The 22,843-nt window shown below is 43.5% G+C and carries 21 protein-coding genes; 12 read left to right on the forward strand and 9 right to left on the reverse strand.

Annotation, left to right across the window (positions count from 1 at the left end; translation table 11 throughout):
* Positions 1–19: 19 nt before the first annotated feature.
* Positions 20–958 carry a LysR substrate-binding domain-containing protein gene (locus L8S15_RS03155; protein ID WP_016767368.1) on the reverse strand — a complete coding sequence of 313 codons (939 nt, stop codon included), beginning with the start codon at positions 956–958 and terminating at the stop codon, positions 20–22.
* Between the two features lie 106 nt (positions 959–1,064).
* On the opposite strand from L8S15_RS03155, the gene L8S15_RS03160 reads away from it, so the two are divergent.
* The 3 genes from L8S15_RS03160 to L8S15_RS03170 all read left to right on the forward strand — a co-directional run bounded on the left by L8S15_RS03160 (position 1,065) and on the right by L8S15_RS03170 (position 2,903).
* Positions 1,065–1,388 carry an antibiotic biosynthesis monooxygenase gene (locus tag L8S15_RS03160; RefSeq protein WP_010431757.1) on the forward strand — a complete coding sequence of 108 codons (324 nt, stop codon included), beginning with the start codon at positions 1,065–1,067 and terminating at the stop codon, positions 1,386–1,388.
* A 3-nt stretch (positions 1,389–1,391) separates the two neighbouring features.
* A complete protein-coding gene (locus L8S15_RS03165) occupies positions 1,392–2,366 on the forward strand; it encodes a Gfo/Idh/MocA family oxidoreductase (RefSeq protein ID WP_016797875.1) in 975 nt (324 codons plus the stop codon).
* 198 nt (positions 2,367–2,564) lie between these two features.
* Positions 2,565–2,903 carry a hypothetical protein gene (locus tag L8S15_RS03170; protein WP_010431750.1) on the forward strand — a complete coding sequence of 113 codons (339 nt, stop codon included), beginning with the start codon at positions 2,565–2,567 and terminating at the stop codon, positions 2,901–2,903.
* Positions 2,904–3,212: 309 nt separating this feature from the next.
* On the opposite strand, the gene L8S15_RS03175 is transcribed toward L8S15_RS03170, so the two are convergent.
* Together L8S15_RS03175 and L8S15_RS03180 are read right to left on the reverse strand one after the other, a co-directional pair.
* Entirely contained in the window at positions 3,213–3,428 is a 216-nt protein-coding gene (locus L8S15_RS03175; RefSeq protein ID WP_016767370.1) for a hypothetical protein, read from the reverse strand.
* A gap of 179 nt (positions 3,429–3,607) precedes the next feature.
* Positions 3,608–4,366 carry a DeoR/GlpR family DNA-binding transcription regulator gene (locus L8S15_RS03180; protein WP_010431743.1) on the reverse strand — a complete coding sequence of 253 codons (759 nt, stop codon included), beginning with the start codon at positions 4,364–4,366 and terminating at the stop codon, positions 3,608–3,610.
* Between the two features lie 280 nt (positions 4,367–4,646).
* Between L8S15_RS03180 and ltnD the strand changes: the two genes are divergently transcribed.
* From ltnD to L8S15_RS03220, 8 genes are all read left to right on the forward strand, one after another.
* Entirely contained in the window at positions 4,647–5,561 is a 915-nt protein-coding gene (ltnD, locus tag L8S15_RS03185; protein WP_010431740.1) for an L-threonate dehydrogenase, read from the forward strand.
* A 2-nt stretch (positions 5,562–5,563) separates the two neighbouring features.
* Positions 5,564–6,820, forward strand: a complete 1,257-nt coding sequence (gene otnK / locus L8S15_RS03190; protein ID WP_016797877.1) for a 3-oxo-tetronate kinase — start codon at positions 5,564–5,566, stop codon at positions 6,818–6,820.
* Between the two features lie 11 nt (positions 6,821–6,831).
* Positions 6,832–7,479 (forward strand): aldolase, encoded by a 648-nt coding sequence (locus L8S15_RS03195; RefSeq protein WP_016784348.1) that lies wholly within the window; start codon positions 6,832–6,834, stop codon positions 7,477–7,479.
* Positions 7,479–8,255 carry a 2-oxo-tetronate isomerase gene (gene otnI / locus L8S15_RS03200; RefSeq protein WP_280571990.1) on the forward strand — a complete coding sequence of 259 codons (777 nt, stop codon included), beginning with the start codon at positions 7,479–7,481 and terminating at the stop codon, positions 8,253–8,255. The genes L8S15_RS03195 and otnI overlap by 1 nt, the downstream gene beginning before the upstream one ends.
* Positions 8,256–8,433: 178 nt before the next feature.
* The gene (locus L8S15_RS03205) at positions 8,434–9,888 is read left to right on the forward strand and encodes an SLC13 family permease (RefSeq protein WP_010431730.1); all 1,455 of its coding nucleotides are present in this window, start codon (positions 8,434–8,436) and stop codon (positions 9,886–9,888) included.
* Between the two features lie 113 nt (positions 9,889–10,001).
* On the forward strand, positions 10,002–11,189 hold the full coding sequence (locus L8S15_RS03210) for a glycerate kinase (protein WP_280571991.1): 1,188 nt from the start codon (positions 10,002–10,004) through the stop codon (positions 11,187–11,189).
* Positions 11,190–11,476: 287 nt separating this feature from the next.
* Positions 11,477–12,928 carry a catalase gene (locus L8S15_RS03215; RefSeq protein WP_010431722.1) on the forward strand — a complete coding sequence of 484 codons (1,452 nt, stop codon included), beginning with the start codon at positions 11,477–11,479 and terminating at the stop codon, positions 12,926–12,928.
* A 182-nt stretch (positions 12,929–13,110) separates the two neighbouring features.
* Positions 13,111–13,983, forward strand: coding sequence for a patatin family protein (locus L8S15_RS03220; RefSeq protein WP_010431719.1), 873 nt, complete (start codon positions 13,111–13,113; stop codon positions 13,981–13,983).
* 132 nt (positions 13,984–14,115) lie between these two features.
* On the opposite strand, the gene L8S15_RS03225 is transcribed toward L8S15_RS03220, so the two are convergent.
* From L8S15_RS03225 to L8S15_RS03235, 3 genes are all read right to left on the reverse strand, one after another.
* On the reverse strand, positions 14,116–15,111 hold the full coding sequence (locus L8S15_RS03225; protein ID WP_010431715.1) for a 2-hydroxyacid dehydrogenase: 996 nt from the start codon (positions 15,109–15,111) through the stop codon (positions 14,116–14,118).
* 221 nt (positions 15,112–15,332) lie between these two features.
* On the reverse strand, positions 15,333–15,665 hold the full coding sequence (locus L8S15_RS03230) for a DUF1971 domain-containing protein (RefSeq protein WP_010431713.1): 333 nt from the start codon (positions 15,663–15,665) through the stop codon (positions 15,333–15,335).
* A gap of 79 nt (positions 15,666–15,744) precedes the next feature.
* Positions 15,745–16,554: a ferredoxin--NADP reductase gene (locus L8S15_RS03235; RefSeq protein ID WP_016795957.1), complete on the reverse strand. Its 810-nt coding sequence runs from the start codon at positions 16,552–16,554 to the stop codon at positions 15,745–15,747.
* A gap of 330 nt (positions 16,555–16,884) precedes the next feature.
* On the opposite strand from L8S15_RS03235, the gene L8S15_RS03240 reads away from it, so the two are divergent.
* Entirely contained in the window at positions 16,885–17,829 is a 945-nt protein-coding gene (locus L8S15_RS03240; protein WP_016784343.1) for an acyltransferase, read from the forward strand.
* A gap of 110 nt (positions 17,830–17,939) precedes the next feature.
* Here L8S15_RS03240 and L8S15_RS03245 read toward each other — a convergent pair whose 3' ends face one another.
* From L8S15_RS03245 to glgX, 3 genes are all read right to left on the reverse strand, one after another.
* Entirely contained in the window at positions 17,940–18,662 is a 723-nt protein-coding gene (locus L8S15_RS03245; protein ID WP_010431701.1) for a tRNA (adenine(22)-N(1))-methyltransferase TrmK, read from the reverse strand.
* Between the two features lie 142 nt (positions 18,663–18,804).
* Entirely contained in the window at positions 18,805–20,547 is a 1,743-nt protein-coding gene (locus L8S15_RS03250) for a diguanylate cyclase (protein ID WP_280571992.1), read from the reverse strand.
* A gap of 230 nt (positions 20,548–20,777) precedes the next feature.
* Positions 20,778–22,772 (reverse strand): glycogen debranching protein GlgX, encoded by a 1,995-nt coding sequence (gene glgX / locus L8S15_RS03255; protein ID WP_016786361.1) that lies wholly within the window; start codon positions 22,770–22,772, stop codon positions 20,778–20,780.
* Positions 22,773–22,843: the final 71 nt, after the last annotated feature.

The following is a 22,843-nucleotide window of genomic DNA, read 5'->3' on the forward strand; positions in this document are numbered from 1 at the left end:
GTTACTCAGATCACTATAGTTATTTAGAAAGCTCGGCTAACAAGAACTCGACAAAGGTTCTGTTCTTCAACGATAGTTGCTTGGTCTTGTAGAGTAAGTGAATCGGTTTGGGTAACGGTGCCATGCCGGGCAAGATCTCCAATAGCATTCCACGCTCAATTTCTTCGGCAACTAAGATAGTCGGCTGTAACAATACGCCTACGCCTTGAAGGGCAGCATATCGCAACACATCCCCATTGTTCGACATCAAACGTACTTGCCCTTTATTCACCGCGCTATGCGTTGCTTGGTGGTTCTGAGGAGCTAGGAGTTGCGATTCACTGCTTTGCGCACCCCGCGCTTGTGTATCTCGACCACTCACATCACGACGACTGCTATAGCTGAATCCAAGCGATGGGTGTTGTGCAAGGTCTTCCAACACACGGATTTCTGCATGTTGGTTAAGGTACTCAGGAGCCGCGCAGTAACACATCTCATAATCCCCTAAGTATCTAGCGACTAAACTAGAGTCAGATAGATCGCCGATTCGCACAATCAAATCAATATCGGATGAATAAGGGTCGACAAGGTCATTGTTCAACACGAGTTCGACGTTGATCGTTGGGTGATTTGCGAGGAACTTAGCCACTATCGGGGCAAGTACCTTGTTTCCATAGGTGACCGGGCAGTTTATTTTTACCGTGCCTTGAGGCTGGTTTTCCAAGGTTTGAATCAGGTTTTCAGCATTGCTGAGGTCTTCAAGAATTCGTTTACATTCTCGATAATAAAGCTGACCTGAATCGGTTAAAGATTGCTTACGCGTGGTGCGATGAATCAGCTGAGAGTTAAGGCTCGTTTCAAGGTGGTGGACATGTTTACTGATCATGGTTGCCGACAGGTTGAAGTGGTTGGCGGCGCTGCGAAAGCTGCCTTGCTCCACTACGTAAACGAAGACCTTCATGCTAGTTAACTTATCCATTAAACACTCTCAGTTGATAAATAATAAACAAAAGGTGAGTTTATCAATTATTAGGGGTTAATTATATTAATGGCAAACCGATAATTAACTTAAATAAGAGCGTGAAATGCCTCAAACAAACGAAACCATCTTTGTGACTGCCGAACTTAAGATCAAAACCAACATTGAACGTGAGGCTGCGGTTGAAGCTATCGAGCAGTTTTGCCTAGACATGCAAAGCGAACCTGGCTGCCTACAAGCAATTGCGACCTATGATCAAAGCCAAAGCGATCGTGTGATTTTGCTTGAGCAATACGCAAACCGCGAGGCTATTAATCAGCACTTTGTGATGCCTCATACCCAAGCGTTTATTGAGCGTGATATTACGGAATTGGTGCAAGCATTTGAAACACAACGTGGACCTATCAAAACACAAGAGCAGGAGATCTAAGACATGAAATGGGGAATCCTAGGAACCAGTTTTATCTCAGGTGTAATGGCCGATGCGATTAAAGGTGATGCTCAAAGTGAATTGTATGCCGTCGCTGGACGCACAGAGAAAACACTCAATGAGTTTGCTGCACAGTACCAGCCAACACGAACCTTCAACAGCTACGAAGCCTTGATTGATGACGAGTCGGTCGACATTATCTACATTGCTCTTCCAAACCACGTTCATCACGAATACGTGATTAAAGCGGCTCAAAAAGGCAAAGCTATCTTGTGTGAAAAGTCTCTGTCGGTTGATATGGAAAAAACCGAGCAAGCTTTGCAAGCAGTGAAAGAAGCGGGCGTATTCTTCGCTGAAGGTCTGATGTACCTAAACCATCCACTGATCGCCAAGCTTCATCAAGAGCTAGCGACAGGTGAGATTGGCGAAGTGCGCTCTATTCAAGGTTCCTACGTTGCGGCGATTGATCAGTTCGTTAACCCTGCGAGCAAGGGTGCACTGTACAACTTGGGTTGTTACCCAATGTCGCTGATTCACTCTGTTGCGCAGCAGCAATTTGGCGAGAGCGTGTTCGATGATGTACAGATCTCAGCAATCGGTCGACGAGGCCAAGATGGCAATATTTGTGAATCGTCGGCGATGATGCATTTTAATGACCGCTTTACCGCACAAATCCATACCGCAGAAGACCAGGGCTTAAAGCATGGCTTCACGATTCTAGGCAGCAAAGGCTGCATCACTCTTGATACTAACCCATGGTTACCGGCCGAAGAAAACTCGTTTACGGTAGAGATCTATGAAACGTCGACACGTGAAGTGAAAGTTGCAGCCCAAGGCGACGGTTTCCACTATCAAGTTCGTAATATTCGCCAAGCAGTTGAGCGAGGTGACACACAACTTGCTGCGCCAATGGCGACCCATCAAGACTCGCGCGTAATCATGAAGCTATTAACCGATTGGGATCTCGCGGCGAGTTAGTGTCTTAGTCAATTCTATGTTCGCCTCATGCTTGATAGCCTTGTCAGTGATCAAGCAGGAGGCGTTTCCTCTATATCTTCTAGCCGACTCTCCTAATAAATACTTTGCATTTGAAACTGCCACAGTGTCCAATGTCGGTTAAGACAACATTGACAGAAAAACCTTATTTTTTAAGGTGTTAAATAGGACCTTTGCCGCATGCGTAAATCAGACAAGAAGATCGAGAATCAAATCAGAGATGTGTTAAATGATGTTTGTGAAGATACACTGAAAGGCTTCGATGGTTTTTTGTGGGTGACTCACTCGGTCAACTTCTCTTCATTCCCACAAAGTTTGAAAATTGTCTGTGTATTCGATACCAACCAGGATAGAACGAACTTCTTAAATGGCGAAGGTCAACAGAGTGTCTCTGCGGCAATCCAACAAGCGTTCAATCAAGTTGGGATTCAACTGAAGAATATCGATAAGCACATCAGTTACGATACACAAGAAAATTGCGACCGAGACCATCAAGGGAAGTGGAATAAAAGGCTTTAATACTTTTTCTGCTTTAGAGCCCCCCTGTGTTGTGATCAAAAGGTCGTGAAATGAAAAAAGCTTAAATATCGCTTAACAAGAACACACTGCTAAGTGTGTTCGAGCAACTTTTAATACCAGCCTTATGGCTACTCGCAGGAAGTGTCGTTTGGTTTGTGTGGGGGATTAACGTTGTCCCCTTTGACGATCCTTACCTCTCTGATACTGAGTATCAGCGTCTAATTAAGTAAGAAACTCAGTTGATCAATATCGGCCTATGGGTAGGCAAGCTTTATATCGCGTGTGTGGTGATGTTTTTTATTGTACGCGTTAGGAAAGTGCTTCGAGCCTCAAGCGATTGATGAAATCAGTAAGGGTTTCGCTTTGAACAACTTTTTGTATCAATTTGACCTGGGCTTCGGTCATGGTTTTCGCAAGTGCATTTTCTTGTTCGATGCGTTCCATTCGCTCACTAAACGTTTCGGTGTGCGCGGAAAATACAAAAGTAACGGGTAAAACCAATGCCAAAAGGCGCTTGAAAAACATAACCTAACTCGTTGAATGGACTCATGACTATTATGCCGACCAACGACAATATTATTAATGAATAAACACGCTTAACTGTAAAAATTATTTTTATCGAGTGGATAAATAAATGTTCTTGGAATTGGGTTATTCAGGCTCTGAATGTTTGGTTGGTGAGCCTGAAAATTGATGAGGATCCGTTACGAATTAATGACCTTAATACCTTTGTCTTGAAGTTCATCAATCACACTACTCGAAAGATCAATATCGGTGATCACGCCATCAAGCGCGCTTAAATCTAAGGCGTGGAAGGTAGCGATGCGCCCGTATTTGGTTGAGTCTGAAATCAGATAGTTTGAATTAGCTGCTTGAACAATGGCTTGTTTGACTAACACCTTATTTTCACAAGGTGTCGAGAGCCCTTTTAGATTCCAAGATGAAGAAGAGATAAACGCAATATCAATATTCATCCCTGCCAAAAACTCAGCCACTTTACCCCCAATACTCGATTGATTTTCACGGTCAATCTTGCCACCAGTATGGTAAATCTCAGATTGTGTGTTGTTCATTAGGTACGCGGCAATTGCGAAGTCATTGGTGATGATAAGCAGATCATCTCGCCCTGCAAGTTGGTGGGCGATCTCCAAAGAGGTTGTTCCAGCGTCTAAGTAGATAGTCGAATACTTAGGAACCAATTGAGCCGCTAGTTGACCTATTTGAGCTTTTTCGCTTGCTTGCTGTTCTACCTTTATGTCGTGTGACAATTCGCTGTGAAGTGCTTTAGTCAGCTGAACACCGCCCGAAACTGAAATCACTTTCCCTGATGTCTCTAGCTTTACGATATCCCGACGAATGGTCATATGAGAGACCTCTAGGTGCTCTACAAGCTCAGAAATACTGATCACTTCTTGGTGTGATAATAGTGACAAAATGGTTCTCTGACGTTCCGCTGGAATCATGATTCTTCTTCTATGTTCTTATTTTTCATCATCCTATCAATCTTTCTCTGTTTTGTGAATATCTGTGAATATCTGTTGTTAAATAGTAATTAGAACTGTGATAGTCGCCGAAATTACCATTATCAAATGCCTCGAAAGGGTTAAATTACTCATAAGTGTTAACTTTTGTTAAAAGTGTGACTTGTCACTAAGTCGCATTCGATTTCTTCACATATAATCACAAACATAAACAAGAATTAACAAATTTAGAGTTTAACAATTACGTGAAAGGCATCTTGCTATGAATGAAGTTCAATCTGTTGGTGTTATCGGTTTAGGTTCTATGGGCATGGGCGCAGCGAAGTCATGTGTGCGAGCAGGGCTTGATGTATATGGTTTCGATTTGAATCCGCAAGCGCTTGAAACCTTGGGTGAATATGGTGCAAAAGTGGTCTCGACAAGTGCGGTTGAGTTTGCAGACAAACTTGATTCTGTTTTGATATTAGTTGTGAATGCTGCTCAAGTTAACACGGTACTGTTTAAGACTGGTCTTGCGGCGGCACTAAGACCTAATACACCGATTATGGTATCGGCGACGATTTCCGCGGAAGACGCAAAACAAATCGAAGCTCAGTTATCTGAGTACGGTCTTGTGATGCTTGATGCTCCCGTTTCAGGTGGTGCAGTAAAAGCAGAAGCCGGTGAAATGACCATTATGGCTTCAGGCGCAGTAAGTACATTTGAAGCTCTGGCTCCTGTACTCGATGCAACTGCAGCAAAAGTCTACAACATTGGCGAAGCGGTTGGACTTGGCGCGACTGTGAAGATTATTCACCAGTTACTTGCAGGTGTTCACATTGCTGCTGGCGCGGAAGCGATGGCATTAGCGGCACGCGCAAACATCCCTCTAGATCTGATGTATGACGTAGTGACTAACGCAGCGGGTAACTCTTGGATGTTCGAGAATCGTATGAAGCACGTTGTTGATGGTGATTACTCTCCAAAATCTATGGTCGATATCTTCGTAAAAGATTTGAACTTGGTATCGGATACCGCTCAAGACCTGAAATTCCCACTTCCTCTATCAAGTGCAGCACTGAATATGTTCGTGAGTGCGAGTAATGCTGGCTTTGGTCAAGAAGACGACAGCGCTGTGATCAAAGTGTTTCAAGGCATTGACCTACCAGGTGTTAACACACCAAAAGTGGAGAAGTAATCATGTTATTAGGCGTTATTGCAGACGACTTTACTGGTGCGACAGATATCGCGGGTTTCCTTGTTGAAAACGGTATGCGCACTATCCAATTAAATGGCATTCCTACTGGTGATTTTGAGGTTGCAGCGGATGCGGTCGTGATCAGCCTTAAATCACGTTCTTGCCCCGTTGATGAAGCTATTTCCGACTCCGTTGCCGGGCTTAAATGGCTACAAGCACAAGGTTGCCAACAGTTTTACTTCAAATATTGCTCCACTTTCGACAGCACGGCTGAGGGCAATATTGGGCCTGTCACTGATGCGCTTTTAGCGGAACTTGGGGAATCATTTACGATGGTTTGCCCTGCATTGCCAGTAAATGGTCGTACGGTTTACAACGGTCACTTGTTTGTTTTTGGTGAGTTGCTCTGTGATTCAGGTATGCGTTATCACCCTGTTACACCAATGACGGATTCAAGTGTGGTTCGAATGATGGACGCACAGTCAGCAGGTGTTTCCGGTTTAGTTAACTTTCAAACGATTGAACAGGGCTCTGATGCTGTTACCGCTCGTCTTAACGAACTCAAAGCTCAAGGTAGTCGCTACGCCGTGGTAGACGCATTTAATGCAGAGCACTTGGTGACGTTAGGTCAAGCGGCTAAATCTCTGAAACTAATCACAGGTGGCTCAGGCCTAGCTGCTGGTATTGCTAAAAATTGGACGAAACATCTTGCTGACCAAAGTGATGCAAAACATGCAGGTAGCCCAGTCAAAGCACCAACGGTTGTATTCTCTGGTTCTTGTTCAGTGATGACTAACCAACAAGTTGCGCTATACAAACAGCTTGCTCCTCACTTTGCTATCGATGTGAAGGCTTGCTTAACCAATGATCAATACGCCAATGAAGTATTCGATTGGGTGATGACTCATATTCAAAGTGAATTTGCACCGTTGGTATACGCGACGGCTGAAGCAACGGCACTAAAAGTTATTCAAGAAGAGTATGGCGCGCATGCCTCTAGTCATGCGGTTGAACAGTTCTTTAGCCAGCTAGCGATTAAGTTGCAGCAGAACGGAGTGAAGAACTTCATTGTCGCTGGTGGTGAAACCTCTGGTGTAGTGACCCAAAGCTTGGCTGTGAAAGGTTTTCATATTGGCCCTCAAATCGCACCAGGTGTGCCTTGGGTGAGGTCGGTTGAAGGTGATCTTTCATTGGCACTTAAATCTGGCAACTTTGGTGATGAAAACTTCTTCGCTAAAGCTCAATCATTCTTTTCATAAGCGAGATTCAAATGAGTAAAGTTTTGATGAACGAGCAGCAGTTAAGAGAGCAAATGGTCACGCTCGCTCGTTCAATGTTCGAGCGAGGTTATGCTACAGGTGGCGCAGGTAACCTATCTATCAAATTGCCAAATGGGCATTTTCTAGCAACACCAACAGGCTCTTCATTTGGTCGCCTTATCGCTGAGGAATTGTCGGTTGTTGATATTGATGGTAACCACATTTCAGGTAAGAAGCCTTCGAAAGAAGCCGCGTTCCACTTAGCGATTTATAGAAATAATGAAGAGTGCAATGCGATTGTGCACCTGCACTCTACATATCTAACTGCACTGTCTTGCCTTGAAGGGTTGGATGGTAACAACGCGATTAAGGCTTTCACACCGTATTTCGTGATGCGAATTGGTGAGTTGCCAGTGATTCCTTACCTACGGCCCGGCGACCCAAAAATTGCTGAAGAGTTGGCAAAACGAGCAGGTGATTATCGAGCATTTTTGTTAGCAAACCACGGCCCAGTAGTCACTGGTACCGATTTTGTAGATGCGGTGGATAACGCCGAAGAACTGGAAGAGACCGCTAAATTGGCGTTCTTATTGAAAGATAAAGACATCCGTTACCTAACAGACGAAGAAGTGATGGATTTAAAAGGGAGAGGAAAATAATGGCTAAGTTCGCTGCAAACTTAACAATGCTGTTCACAGAAGTGCCATTTCTAGATCGTTTTGAGAAGGCACACCAAGCGGGCTTCAAAGCAGTTGAATACCTATTCCCTTATGCATTTGAGGCCGAAGAGCTTTCAGAAAAAATGCAGAAATTTGGTTTTGAACAAGCGCTCTTTAATATGCCTCCAGGTGATTGGGATGCAGGCGAGCGTGGCTTTGCCGCTATTCCTGGTCGTGAAGATGAATTCAAAGCCAGTGTCGACAATGCGCTTATGTATGCCAAAGCTTTAGGCTGTAAAAAAGTACACGCTATGTCTGGTCTACTGGATGAACGTTTTACTAAAGAGCAACACGTAGAGACGTTCATATCGAACATTCGTTTTGCGGCAGACCAGTTTGCTGAGCAAAACATTGAATTGATGATTGAACCGCTGAATAGCCGTGATGTTCCTAATTACTTCGTTGCTCACCAACGTGATGCTGTCGAACTGATTAAGTTGGTCGATAGGCCAAATGTGAAGTTGCAACTCGACCTTTATCACGCGCAAATTATGGATGGTGATTTAAGTACTTTGATTCGTGAAGTTGCTGCTTATACCGGCCATATCCAAATTGCTTCTGTACCAGAAAGGCATGAACCATCGGAAGGCGAATTGAGCTACCCACACTTATTTAGTGTTTTGGATGATTCAGGTTACCAAGGTTGGATTGGTTGTGAATATAACCCAAGAGGCACGACAGAAGAGGGGCTTGGCTGGGTAAAAAGTTATTTATAGCGTGGTGTGAATGGCGTTTATATGTAACGAACCATAAAAGTAAAAACTGATTTAGATAACACGGCTTATAGGTAAGCCAACACATAACGATAAAGTGCAATAGGTGATCCCGATATCACCTATATGCACCACCCTACAATTTTCATAAAAATGAAGAAAGAGACAAAAGGAATATAAAATGGATGGAGCACTGATAGGCATCGTAATTGGCATTTTAGCCATGATGGGTATGATTATTAAAACGAGAATCCCAGTCGCACTTGCTATGATTATTGCAAGTATCATCATGGGTCTGTTTGCAGGAATGGCACCAACCGAATTGATCAACGCAATTAAAGCAGGCTTCGGTGGTGTTTTAGGCGGCATTGGCCTGATTATCGCGTTTGGCGTGATCATGGGCGCGTGTTTCGAGCGTTCTGGGGCTGCGGTTCGTATGGCAAAAACCTTTGTTAAGCTTTGTGGTAAAGGCCGTGAAGATTTAGCACTAGGTTTCACTGGCGTATTAGTGGCTATCCCGGTTTTTTGTGACTCTGCGTACATCATTTTGCATTCCCTTGTTCGCGCAATCTCACGAGATACGGGTAAGTCAGCGGTTGGCCTTGGTGTGACTCTAGCACTTGGCTTGCTTATCACTCACGCACTTGTGCCACCAACACCGGGCCCAGTTGCTGTGGCTGGAATTCTAGGTGTAGATCTAGGTGAGTACATGTTGTGGGGTTTGATGGTTTCTATCCCTATGATGCTTCTTTCTATGATTTATATTCGCCGAGTAGGTAACGAGTACTACCGCGTACCAAACGGTGAAACATGGATTACGAACCAAGCTGATTGGGCAAACCTTGAAAAAGTAAAAGAAACAGATGACAGAGAGCTACCAAGTAACTTTTTATCATTCGGTCCAATTTTGTTGCCAATCGCATTCATTCTAATCAATACGCTTGTTGGTCAAGGTGATACTGCAATGCACAACGTTATTTCGTTGATTGGTAACCCAGTGGTTGCTGTAGGTATCGGTGTTCTTATGGCGCTATACGGTCTTACTCGCCACATCGAACGTAAAGACATGGTTAGCTCTATGGATGATGCGCTATCGACTACAGGTCTAATATTAGTAGTGACTGGTTGTGGTGGTGCAATGGGGGCTGTACTTAAAGCATCAGGTGCTGGGCCTCAAGTTGCAGAAGCGATCGCGAGCAGTGGCATTCCACCATTATTAGTACCATTAGCAATTGCATCTATGCTTCGCTTAATCCAAGGTTCAGCAACGGCGTCCATGATGGTTGCGGCGACAATGACATTACCTCTTGTTGAAACGTTAGGTTTGGATCCTGTGTTCGTGGCCCTTGCTTGTGCAGTAGGTCCTGTAGGCTTCTCTCACTTGAATGATTCATACTTTCATATCATTAACCGTACGTTAGGTATTACTGAACTTGCAGACCAAATCAAGATCTGGTCTGTGTCTTCAACTATCGCATGGGCGATTGGTGCAAGCATCATCATGGTTCTCAACCTGGTATTTGGTAAAGGCGGTACGTGGATTGATCCACTGATACCAATTGCTGTGTTAGGTGCTCTGTTTGTGTGGCTAAAAAGTAAAGAGAAATCACAAGTAAAGACAGCCGTTACTAACTAATATTGCATAGCTTTATATACTGCCCCTATTAAGTGATTAGCTTGCTGATCTTCAATAGGGGCATTTTTGGATCGAGCACTCATCAAAACTAATATTCTTTTGGATCTCTCAGTATGAAAATTGTTATTGCACCAGACTCGTTTAAAGAATCTCTATCTGCGGTATCGGTGGCGGCGTGTATTGAAAAGGGTTTTCGTGAAATCTTCCCTGACGCTGACTACGTGACCTTGCCTTTGGCTGATGGTGGTGAAGGTACAGTAGATGTATTGCTACAAGGTTTAGCAGGGCAAAAGCGAACACATCAAGTGGAAGGGCCATTGGGCGCATTGGTTAATGCTGAATGGGCGATGCTTGAACCATCCGATCGCAACCCCAACAAAACGGCATTGATTGAAATTGCTGCCGCATCTGGTTTGGATTTATTGACACCAGAGCAACGTAACCCGTTAATAGCTTCTTCATTTGGTACAGGGCAATTGATCTTAGAAGCCATTGAACAAGGTGCTGAGAGCATTATTTTAGGATTGGGTGGCAGTGTGACCAACGATGGTGGTGCAGGTATTGTTCAAGCGTTAGGTGGACGCTTGTTAGTTAGTAAAGGGCAAGATAGTACTGGACAAGAGCTTGGCCGAGGTGGTGCTGCACTTGCAGAATTAGCATCAATAGATCTTACAGGTTTGGATTCGCGCTATGCAGATGTCGAGTTGATTGTGGCATGCGATGTTGATAATCCATTGTGTGGCGATAACGGTGCTAGCCATGTATTTGGTCCGCAAAAAGGAGCGACACCTGAACAAGTCTTAATGCTTGATAAGGCGCTTGCGAATTTTGCTCAAGTCGCAGAAACGCAAGGTTGTGTAGACGGCGGTGAATCCGTTCAAAAGCGTATGGGTTATGGTGCGGCTGGTGGCTCGCCGATGGGACTTGGTTTGCTATTCAACATGCAAATTAAACCCGGTATCGAGATGGTACTGGACGTTTTGCAAGCCGATGATGTGTTGAAAGGTGCCGACCTTGTGATTACCGGTGAAGGGCAGATGGACAATCAAACTCTGCAAGGAAAAACACCTTATGGCATTGCCAAACGTGCGAGCTTACAGGGCATTCCAACCATAGGAATTGCCGGATCTTTAGGCACCGAAGTAGAAGCGCTTTACGGCGAAATGAGCAGCTTGTTTGGAACTGTAAGATCGCCACAAACTTTAGAAAAAGTATTACAAGAGGCGGAGCTTAACTTAACAAGAACGGCAAGAAATATCGCAGCGACTTTACGGTTAGGTCACAAAATATCTCAAAAATAGTGGGCTTCTACGAGGTAGGCTGCGCCTAGCTTTGGTTTGCTGTGTTTTGTAAGTTCATGATTATTATATTGTAAATATTATTGTCAATATTGAATGATTATGATTTAGATCATTAATTTGATAGGTTTTATCCATGATAACGATAAATACAAACGATTATATTTTACTTTAGCCCAGGCGTATTCTATATCCTTAATTACTGCGTGGTTTTGTGTGATGAATAGCCACCATTCAGAAGTAAAGATGCAACAAAGATGGTGCATCTAAAAGGTAATAAGGAATAGATGATGAGTAAAAAATTAACTACAGCTGCGGGTTGTCCTGTTGCTCATAACCAGAATGTTCAAACTGCGGGTAAACGCGGTCCTCAACTTCTTCAAGATGTTTGGTTTTTAGAAAAAATGGCGCATTTTGATCGTGAGGTGATTCCAGAGCGTCGTATGCACGCGAAAGGTTCAGGGGCTTACGGCACTTTCACTGTGACTCACGATATTACTCAATACACCAAAGCTAAACTATTCTCTGAAATTGGTAAAAAGACGGATCTGTTTGCACGATTTACAACGGTAGCGGGCGAACGTGGCGCAGCGGACGCGGAGCGTGATATTCGCGGTTTCGCGTTGAAGTTTTATACTGAAGAAGGTAACTGGGATATGGTGGGTAACAACACGCCAGTATTCTTCCTTCGTGATCCTCTTAAGTTCCCAGACTTAAACCACGCCGTTAAACGTGACCCTCGCACTAACATGCGCAGCGCGAAGAACAACTGGGATTTCTGGACTTCTTTACCTGAAGCACTTCACCAAATTACTATCGTGATGAGTGATCGCGGTATCCCTGCGACTTACCGCCACATGCATGGTTTCGGCAGTCACACGTTCAGCTTCATCAATGCTGACAACGAACGTTTCTGGGTTAAATTCCACTTCAAATCTCAGCAAGGTATTAAGAACTTGTCTGACGCAGAAGCGGCACAAGTGATCGGTGATGATCGTGAAAGCCACCAACGCGATTTGCTAGACAGCATCGATAATCAAGATTTCCCGAAATGGACGTTGAAAGTTCAAATTATGCCAGAAGCTGATGCGGCAACGGTTCCTTACAACCCATTCGACTTAACTAAGATTTGGCCTCACGCTGATTACCCATTAATTGAAGTGGGCGAATTTGAGCTAAACCGTAATCCACAAAACTTCTTCGCAGAAGTTGAGCAGTCGGCGTTCAACCCAGCAAACGTAGTTCCGGGTATCAGTTTCTCACCAGATAAGATGCTTCAAGGTCGCCTATTTGCTTACGGTGATGCACAGCGGTACCGTCTAGGTGTTAATCATCAGCATATCCCAGTAAACGCACCTCGCTGTCCTGTACACAGTTATCACCGTGATGGTGCGATGCGTGTTGATGGTAACTTTGGTAGCACATTAGGTTATGAACCAAACAATGAAGGCCAATGGGCAGAGCAACCCGATTTTGCAGAACCAGCATTGAATCTTGATGGCGCAGCAGCGCATTGGGATCACCGTGAAGATGAAGATTACTTCTCGCAACCCGGTGACCTATTCCGTCTGATGACACCAGAGAAGCAAGCGATACTGTTTGACAATACCGCTCGTAACTTAGGCGGTGTACCAAAAGAGATTCAACTACGTCACTTAAGACACTGTTACAAAGCTGACCCTGCATATGGTGAAGGTATTGGTAAACTGCTTGAAATCGACGTAAGCGAGTTTAATTCGTAACGGTTTAATCTAATTCGATTTAGATGCTTAAACTTTAAAAGCTGTTGGGTGAACACCTAGCAGCTTTTTTCTATTTTAATTGATAGCTTTTGCCTATCGAAGTTATCAATTTATCCCATTATATTTCTAAGCCTGAGCGGATTATTCTGTCCCTATCAATTTATAAAGTAGTTGGGTTTGAGATGAGTAAAAGCGCATTAATCGTTGAAGGTGGTGCAATGAGAGGTATTTTCGCTGCCGGAGTGTTGGATGCTTTTATGCAAGACGACTTCCGTCCTTATGATTTTGCCATTGGCGTATCTGCGGGTGTGTCTAATTTGGTGGGTTACTTATCTCAAGCACCGAAGCGTAGTTATGATGTTATTACAACGATGGCAACCGATAAGACGTTTTTTAACCCCGCGCGCTTTGCCAAAGGTGGCAACTTAGTAGACGTGAAGTGGTTATGGAACGAATCCAATCAACGTTATCCACTCGATTGTGGTGAGCTGTTTTCAAGCCTCCCACTCATAGCAGCTGTCACAAATGTCGATACGGGTAGTGCAGACTACTATCATATCAAGCCAGAAAACCTTTCTAATGTGGTTGAAGCAACAACAGCTTTACCTATAGCTTACCGCGAAACACCGTGTTTCTCGGGTGGTTGTTATACCGATGGTGGTGTAGCGGATTCGATTCCGGTTCGCGAAGCATACCGTCGCGGCGCACGAGACATTACGGTGATTCTTTCTCATCCTCTTAGCTACCGAATGAAACCGCAGAGGTATCAGTGGATGCTGAAAAAGCTGTTAAAGAAATTCCCAAATATTGCTGAGTCGATGGCTGTGCGCGCCGAAAACTACAACCAGTCTTTGGAGTTCATTCGTAACCCTCCCAAAGATGCGACCATTAAAGTGATTGCGCCGCCAGAAGCCTTCGCGGTGAAGCGTTTGACCATGGATCAAGTGACACTTGATGCAGGTTACGAGATGGGCATCCAAGCTGGGGAAGAGCATATCGCGATCCGAAAAGGCGTGTATGGTTTGGATATTGAAGATTGTCACTTTTGTGTCTAGTTCTGTTTTCGATAATGGACTAAGCTAAAAAGCCACGCTATTCATTAAGACCTAGCGTGGCTTTATATTTTAGAAAACAATCTATTTTTAAAACAATATTTTATTAAAGCAGCCTGTTACTAAACCAGTCTATTACTCGACCAATTCATTACCGCTGGTGTTACCAGTAAAGAAGGCATCAACACTGGTGAGCGTTGTGTTGGCAATGTTGAACAACGCATCTTTAGTCAAGAAAGCTTGGTGACCTGTGAACAGTACGTTGTGGCAAGCGGACAGGCGGCGGAATACATCATCCACAATGACATCGTTCGATTTGTCTTGGAAGAACAACTCTTTTTCGTTGTCGTAAACATCGAGGCCAAGCGCGCCAATCTTGCTCTGTTTAAGCGCTTCGATTGCAGCTGTTGAATCTAACAATTCACCACGACTTGTGTTGACTATCATCACGCCATCTTTCATTTTATCGAATGCAGTCGCATCCAATAAATGGTAGTTTTCTTTGCTCATTGGGCAGTGCAGAGAAATAACATCAGACTCTTGGTAAAGCTCGTCTAGTTCAACATATTTAGCCCCAAGTTCGACAGCCAACGGATTCGGATATGGGTCGTAGCATAGGATGTTCATGCCTAAACCTTTCAGAATACGCATGGTCGCTAGGCCAATTTTTCCAGAGCCTATCACACCTACAGTTTTACCGTGGAAGTTGAAGCCTACCAAGCCCTCAAGAGAGAAGTTTGCATCACGAGTACGCTGATACGCTTTGTGCAGCTTGCGGTTTAAACACATCATCATGCCGACCGTATGTTCTGCTACTGATTCTGGTGAATAAGCAGGAACGCGAACCACTTGTAGACCAAATTCCTTGGCTGCGTCTAGATCGACTTTATCAAAACCTGCACAACGCATCGCAATCAGTTTGGTGCCACCTTGCGCTAGAATTTTAAGCACGTCTCGTGACAGGTCATCGTTTACAAAAGCACAAACAACTTCGTTGTCGTGCGCCATTTTTGCGGTTGTTGTAGTGAGTCGAAAATCGTGAAAATGAAACTCAGCATCGAGTTTACCTTTCGCAAGTTCGAATGATTTTTCGTCGTATGACTTTGAGCTAAAAAAAGCAATGTTGAGCATAGCTTCCTCTCTTACCTAAAATGTGAAGACCCAAAATTTTATTATCTAAAACCGGGTTCAAATTAATAACTTTATTCAGTGTGCTAGAGTTTTTTTGTCTTGTCTATCACCATTAGCCATTGTAATTATTATGGTTAATTAGATTTCACCTTCGCTTTTTTAACATTGAAAACGATATTACGAAGTAGCTAGCTCATAAGTTCATTCAGATTGAATTGATCTTATTTTCGGGTATTAAACATTTTCTTGGTCTCTTTTTCTGACCAGAAGTTGATATTAAACTGAGCATCGTCACTAAGTTCAATACGGTGCCAATATTGCGGAGGGCTTGTCGCAAATTGTCCGGCATTGATGATCACGGTGACTTCTGGTTCTGTCGCATCTGCGTTTGCAAAACCGTGGTAGGTAACCGTACCTTCCATAACACATAATTGACCGAATACACCCTCTGCGGTGTTGTGGTGGCTGATTAACGCGGCAGGCACGTTGTCTTTAGTGAAGAATGGTGTTGAACGTTGAATCTTCCAATGTGAAGGAATGCGTAAATGACTCATATAAAACCTCTCAGACTTTCATACTTTATGTAATGGACGTATCAAGTGCACGATCGCCCCTCAATATTTGTTAACTTTATTACCAGTAGTTTTCGCTACTAAATTGACCTGGTTTTTTACGTAAGTGTTTTTGTAATCCCAATGAGATCAGTGCTTCGCTCGTGTCTCGAACCATTTGGGGATTACCGCAAAGATAGAAGAAACTATGTCTTTGGTTGATAGTGATAGACGAGGCTCGCTCAAGGTCGCCTCCACGTAACAAGCTTGGGATTCGTCCGCGCAATGTTCCGGTGACTGATTCTCTAGAAATAATTGGCACATACTGTAGTTTCCCCTGAAAATGTTGAACAAGCTGAGTGATACGATCTCGATAAGTCAGGTCTTGCTCTGTTCGTACTGCGTGAATCAGCACAAGGTTTTTGAACGATTTACCCTTTTCTGGCCCTAACCCTGCGTCTTTCTGCTGTTGTATTTGCATACTTTCGAGCATCGAGATAAACGGACCAACCGCGGTTCCTGTCGATAGCATCCAGAGATCGTCTGCGATCTCTGGGATCTCATCTAATGTCATAAAGCCGCTTGGGTCTTTGCCGACAAAGACATCATCACCCACCTTCAGTTGATGGAGTTGAGGAGAGAGCTGGCCGTTTTGATCCTTAATAATCAAAAACTCCAGATGTTGATGACCTTTTGCATGTTCTGGCGCATTCACCATTGAATAAGCGCGTCGAACAAATTCACCTTCACTGTTGCGTAACCCCAACTTTGTGAATTGACCAGCTTGGTAGGATGAAACTGGTGCACTGACTTGGAGTGAGAACAATTGATCGGTCCACTCTATCTTGTGTAGGACTTTTCCGGTTACCAAACCATGAGGAATATCTGTCATATCATCACCTTTACGTAGAGAAGCTATCTCATTAAGGATACTCAACTATCTTACTTTTTGGAGTTGCATGTACCATGCCAATAATGAGAATGCTTATCAGTACTAATTCTTTAGTGGGATATAGGTTTGATTGAGTCAGAAAGACTAGATTATCTTGGTGTCCAAAAGACTCTATTGTGTTTTTTTTTCTATTAGCGCTCTGAGAGTTAAGCGAGCCATGTCCGAGATCTGTTGAGTGGTTCGACCCTTAGGATATTCCACCAATAACTAAAGAGAATAATTTGTAGATGCGTATAATGGCGGCTTTCGATCTCAATATAGCCGTGTTTTATGCTTGATAATCTTCGTATGGCCTTGAACGTGTTGTTCGTGACCATCAATACTGCAATGACTGCGTTTACCGTAAGCTTCTTTGGCCTCATTAAACTAATTCTTCCAATCCCTGTTGTGCAGAAGTCATGTACTCGTCTCGCTAACTTCACATTTTGGTGTTGGGCTTCGCTCAATCTTTGGATGTTGAATGTTAATAATGATATCGAATGGCAAGTCGAAGGGGGGGAGGACATTTCAACCAAGCAGTGGTACTTGATGATGTCTAATCACCTGAGCTGGGCGGATATTGTGATTTTGTCTTCTATCTTGAAAGATAAGATGCCGATGACTAAGTTCTTCCTCAAGCATGAATTGTTATACGTTCCTTTTGTCGGACTGGCATGTTGGGGTCTAGATATGCCTTTTATGAGACGCCATTCACGTGAGTTTCTGATTCGTAACCCAGAACGTCGCAATGATGATTTTGACGCAATTAACAAGGCGTGTACTAAGTTCAAGTTGGCGCCAACGACATTGGTGAATTTTGTTGAAGGAACCCGTGCCAACCATGAGAAATTATCGACAGTGAAGACACCTTATCGACACCTACTAAAGCCGAAAACTGGTGGTGTGGCGTTTGCTTTGTCTGCAATGGGTCCGATCTTAGATGGTATTGTCGATGTTACTTTGGCTTATCCAGAGAATCATACTTCTCCATTTGAAGACATGCTGAAAGGTAAGATGAAAAAGGTGGTCGTGCGTATTAAATTACACCCAATGGATGAGAACGTAAACGGTAACTACTTTGAAGATAAAGCCTTTAAACGCCGTTTCCACAGTTGGTTGAATAACACGTGGAAAGAGAAGGACGACTATCTTGATACGGTTTATGGGGTTGATACGCCCTGTGAGGTTGAAACGTTTGATGAGCCCGATGCGGTTCATAAGAAACAAGAGCAGTAAGCTTAAACTAAACCAATAGCATCAAAAAAGCCGATAGTTCATTGAACTATCGGCTTTTTTATTGAATTGGTTGTATCAGAGGTAAGCGATAGAGTTAGTACTTACTACAGTCAAATCGCTTGGTAAGCATCAATGATGTGCTTCACTTCGCTAGGCTTACCTTGCTGATCTTGGCCTTGATGAATGCGTAAATAATGCTGTAATGTTTTGGCTTTGTATTGCTGAGATATCTGTAACTGATGCTCACAACTTGGCGCCCAGATCTTGTCACCAACGTTTGATATCTCACTAAGTGGTCGAATGTTTTCGCTTTCGCCTTGGTTGTTACTGACCAATAAAATCTCGTAGTAACGGCGGTTCTCTTCAATCAACACTTCGTCAACAAGGCCGAACTTGAGCGCTTTTAAATGGCTTCTTAGTTCGAATTGCTGATGCACTGGACAAAGCAAAAAATCGATATCTTTGTCTGGATGCTGGTGATGAATGTCGTCGACGAGCTTCTGAGTCAGATCGCCACCCACACCAGCAATAATAACGAGGTGTTTGCCAGTGTGCTTATTCAGAGGAATGGCTGCGACATCTAAACAATAGACTTTCCACTGACTCCGCTTGTGTTGTTCAACGTTGTTATCTTGAGGAAAGTAACGCGTTAATTTTCCTTCAAGATCGTGCATAAGAGAGGGAACAATATCGACAAAGTGAATCAGAGGCGCTTTGTTGTCTGACAACAATTGAACACCCAAGAATCCATGATCACAGCAACAATCCCAAATGTGTTGGTAATCATCGCTGACAAGAGAATGGAGTGTTTGCAGTCGGTTACTTAGCTTCATAAGGTTCGTGTCGTTAGGAATAGGGTATTGTCGTGGCGAAGGCGCATTGTAATGACTTTCTATAAAAACAAAAGCACCTAGAAAATAAATCCTAGGTGCTTAAGAAGTCGATGCTTGAAACAATGAGTGACTTCAAGGCTCTTTAAGATTCTTTTGCGACTGCTCTTATATGGCCTTCTACTCTGTTCTTTCCGAGTTGTTGGGCGATAAGTTTCGCCTGTTCCGCTAAAGCTAACGCTGAATCTCTTTCGCCTTCTATTCGTGAAAACCCTACACTAACACCTAACGAAAGCGTGATGTCTGGTGTAGCGATAGTTTTCTCTGAGATCCTAATTCGACATTGATCCAATTGGAATTTGGCATCTTTAGCATCATTTGCTTTGAATAAGATGGCGAACTCTTTCCCACCAACTCGAGCAAGGCACAAGCTCCTTGGTTTAGGGAAGTAGGAACGTAGAGTTTCTGCAGTGAGCTTTATCATATTGTCGCCAATCGCTTCACCGTAGGCGCGGTTTACGTGGTCAAAATTATCGATATCAAGTAAAGCAACATAGGTCTCTGGCTCACTTGCGTAGTTTTTTAATGCGACATTGAAACTACTTTTGTTATCTAGCTGCGTCATCAGATCCTTGCGGCTCAATTGGTGGTTGAGTAACAAGTTAGATAAAGAGACTTCAGTGTAATCTCTGATCATACGCAGAATACTTTGGCTGATCGGCAAACTCGCATTCACATAGAGAATCGCAATCAACTGTTTGCGAGAGTGTAAAGGAATACAGTAATGACGTTGATGGATCTTGAGTTTACATGCCAATGGATCTGCGTACTTTCCGTTTCGGTAAACCATGGTGTCTTCTGGAAAGCGCTCTGCAAGGGATTGACCATAGTGTACTGTTGATTTGTTCCCATGATAATCAATGGTACTAAACGAATGATTTTCCGGCTGATAAAGGCAAAACTGAACGCCTTTATGGTACGTAAAGCTATCCAGTATCGATTTTAACTCTCGCTTAAAGCTGGCGAGGTCATCGACTTTATTAAGTCGTGATAACAACACATTTAAGCGGTAAGCCAGATAGTTTGCCCCAATCCACAGTAGAAGCAGTGAGCCTAGCACCACGCCCGTTAACGTAAATTGGTGTGAACTGGTTAATATGTCGTGGCGATCAGTACCCGCGATGAAAACCCAATTTAAGCTGTTGTCAGCGTCGAAAACCGATATCTTAAAATTATCTTGGTAGTAGTATTCGTGTAACCCGCCAGTTTCACCTTGTGAGAGTTGCTTGCTGATACCGGCATGATAGCTGATTGATTTAGAACCAATACGTTTCGGATCTGGGTGGAATACCAGTCTTTCAGTTGTTCGATCGACAACGAAAACATAGCCATTGCTGAGTGTTTTAAGGCTTCTTAAACCCTGCGTGGTGTGCAACAAGTCAAATTCAATCCATATTTCCTCGTTCAATCTTTCTACCGTGTGTTTTACCGCAAATACCCAACGCCCATCAGGCTTTTGATAAACGGAAGAAATGTAGAAATCCTCAACGACGTTGTCTATTGAATGCCATTGTATTACGGCGATTTGTTCGCTCGAAAGTGGAAGATCTCGAGTGGAAATATAATTTTGAGATTGCGGTTTGTATCGAACGATATCTGAGAAATTGGGTGTTCTTTTTAGGATATTATCACTGATTTCGCGAAATTTTTTGTCATCAAAGCTGGATGCCTTAGGTAAGCCTAAACTGGTCTCAAGAAAGTAAAGCTTGCCGAAAACGGCTTCGATATTTGAGCGAATAGTGGAACTAGCGATACGAATATTTGATGATGATTGGTTAGTTGCTGTAGTTTCTACTTTCTCTAGTTGAGCGATAGCTAAATAAAGCATTCCTCCGGTTAGTAAGAGTATGTATGGTTTGAAAAGCCGAATAAGTGTTTTAGGTAAAGCCATGATATCCAAGACGTTATAGATTCATTTTTATAGTACGGCAATACTAAACAGTTTCATCCATCACATCAATGCAAATGATTCCATATAAAAGAATGATTTATGTGATATTCAGCTAATAAAAAAACCAGCTATAAATATAACTGGCTTTTATGGTTTTTGGCGTTTTATTAAGCTAGCTTAGCTTTTACTTCAATCAAATCAGTGTTATCTGGCGAGTAGTGCAAAATTGCCATCGAAGTCGGCGATAGCAGCATTTCACCTTCTGCATGACCTGGTTTTACATTCCGTAAGTTGGTATCACAAATGGTGACCCAGTTTTGGTCGCGATCAGTCGGTAACGAGAATCGAGCGGGTGCGTTGGTTTGGTTTATCAAATAAATCAATTCGTCACCGTCTTTGCCAATACCTAAGTGCAGCGCAACAGAGCTTAAACGGTTCCAATCATCATGCTCCATGAGTGTGCCATCGACACGGCTCCAGAAGATGCGGTTCGAGTTGCGTTTTTCTCCACTGAACGCCTTAATAAAAGGCACCATATATTGTTGACGTGCAGAGATCATTTCAGCTAACCAAGTCTTGAAATAAGTTTTTCGCTCAGAATCTTCCCAGTTAATCCAGCTAGTTACACTATCTTGACAGTAAGCGTTGTTGTTGCCTTTTTGAGTGTGAGATAACACATCAGCTGTCAGAATATGTGGAATGCCAAAGGCAAACAACAGACTCGCCATGAAGTTACGTTTCTGTTTTTCGCGTGTGGCAACAACCAATAGGTTTTCGGTTTCCCCTTCAACACCGTAGTTATCAGAGCGGTTATCACCGTGTCCATCTCGGTTGTTCTCGCCGTTATCTTCATTGTGCTTGTGTTTGTAAGAGACAAGATCTTGCATTGTGAAGCCGTCGTGATACGTGATGTAGTTTACGGTTAGTCTATATGGCCAGTGTGCTGCGCTGTAGATATCGCGAGATCCCATTAAGCGCGTCGCAAACTCTTTTAGATAGCCTTGATCACCGCGCCAGAAGCTACGTGTGATATCACGCAGTTTGTCGTTACATTCATTCCAGCCTAGTGGAAAGTTACCTACTTGATAACCGTTAGGGCCAATATCCCACGGTTCTGCAATCAACTTGGTCTCTTTGAGCACAGGATCTTGAGCAACGGCTTTGAAAAAAGCAGCTTCAGGGTTGTAATTATCGCCTTCACGTCCCAGCGTCGCGGCCAAATCAAAACGGAAGCCGTCGACTTTGAATTCACTCACCCAGTAACGAAGCGTATCCATCACTAAGTTGAGTGCGGGCTGGTGGGTGAGATCTACTGTGTTTCCACAACCCGTGAAATTCGCATAATGGCAGCCATGTTTAATGTAGTAGCGGCTATCGAGTGCTTTTAGGTTGAAGGTGGTTCCGCCTTCTCCACCCTCTGCTGTGTGGTTGTACACCACGTCTAGAATGACTTCGATGCCATTGCGGTGCAGTTCGCGAATCGCAGTCTTTAACTCGTTTACGGCATCTTTCTCTGCGTAGCGAGGGTCAGGCACCATAAACAAGTATGGGTTGTAACCCCAATAGTTCACTTTACCCATGTCTAATAGGTGTGGTTCATGCATGCATGCGGCAATGGGCAAAAGCTGTAGAGAGTTGATATTTTGCTGTTTGTAGAACGCAAGCATTTCAGGGCTAATCAACCCTAAATAACGACCTTTCGCGTTAGTCTCCACCGCTGGATGAAGTTTAGATAGGCCTTTTACATGAGTTTCAAAAAGAACAGTTTCTTCGCGGCTAATACGTGGCTTTTCGACGTCTTGCCAATCAAAGGTATCATCGACAACAACACATTTCGCCATCGAAAAGCTTTTTTCATTGGTATATGGAGTGACGTAATCGAGCGGTTCGCTGATTGATTTGGCGTATGGGTCTGAAAGTAAGATTGGGCCATCGTCAGTTTCAGCAATGAAGCCGTATTTTTGTCCAGCTTTAATGCCTTCGATAAACACATATCTGATATCGGCGTATTCATCTTCCAACGTGTAAGTGGTGAATTCATCGTTCTCATCAAAGAGCGCGAGAGATAGAGATTTACAGTCAGGAGAAAAAATAGAAAAGTTACAGCCAGTGTTACCTAGCGTTGCGCCTAGCGGATAAGGGCGAGCGAGCGTTCTAGTCATTGCTTGATTTCTTGTTCGTTTATCGACATCAGTGAACTATAAGTAAAAAGCTTTGTCACAATAAGGTCAAG

The organism is Vibrio sp. S/42/10 (assembly GCF_029890535.1).
GTDB classification, from domain to species: Bacteria; Pseudomonadota; Gammaproteobacteria; order Enterobacterales; family Vibrionaceae; genus Vibrio; species Vibrio cyclitrophicus.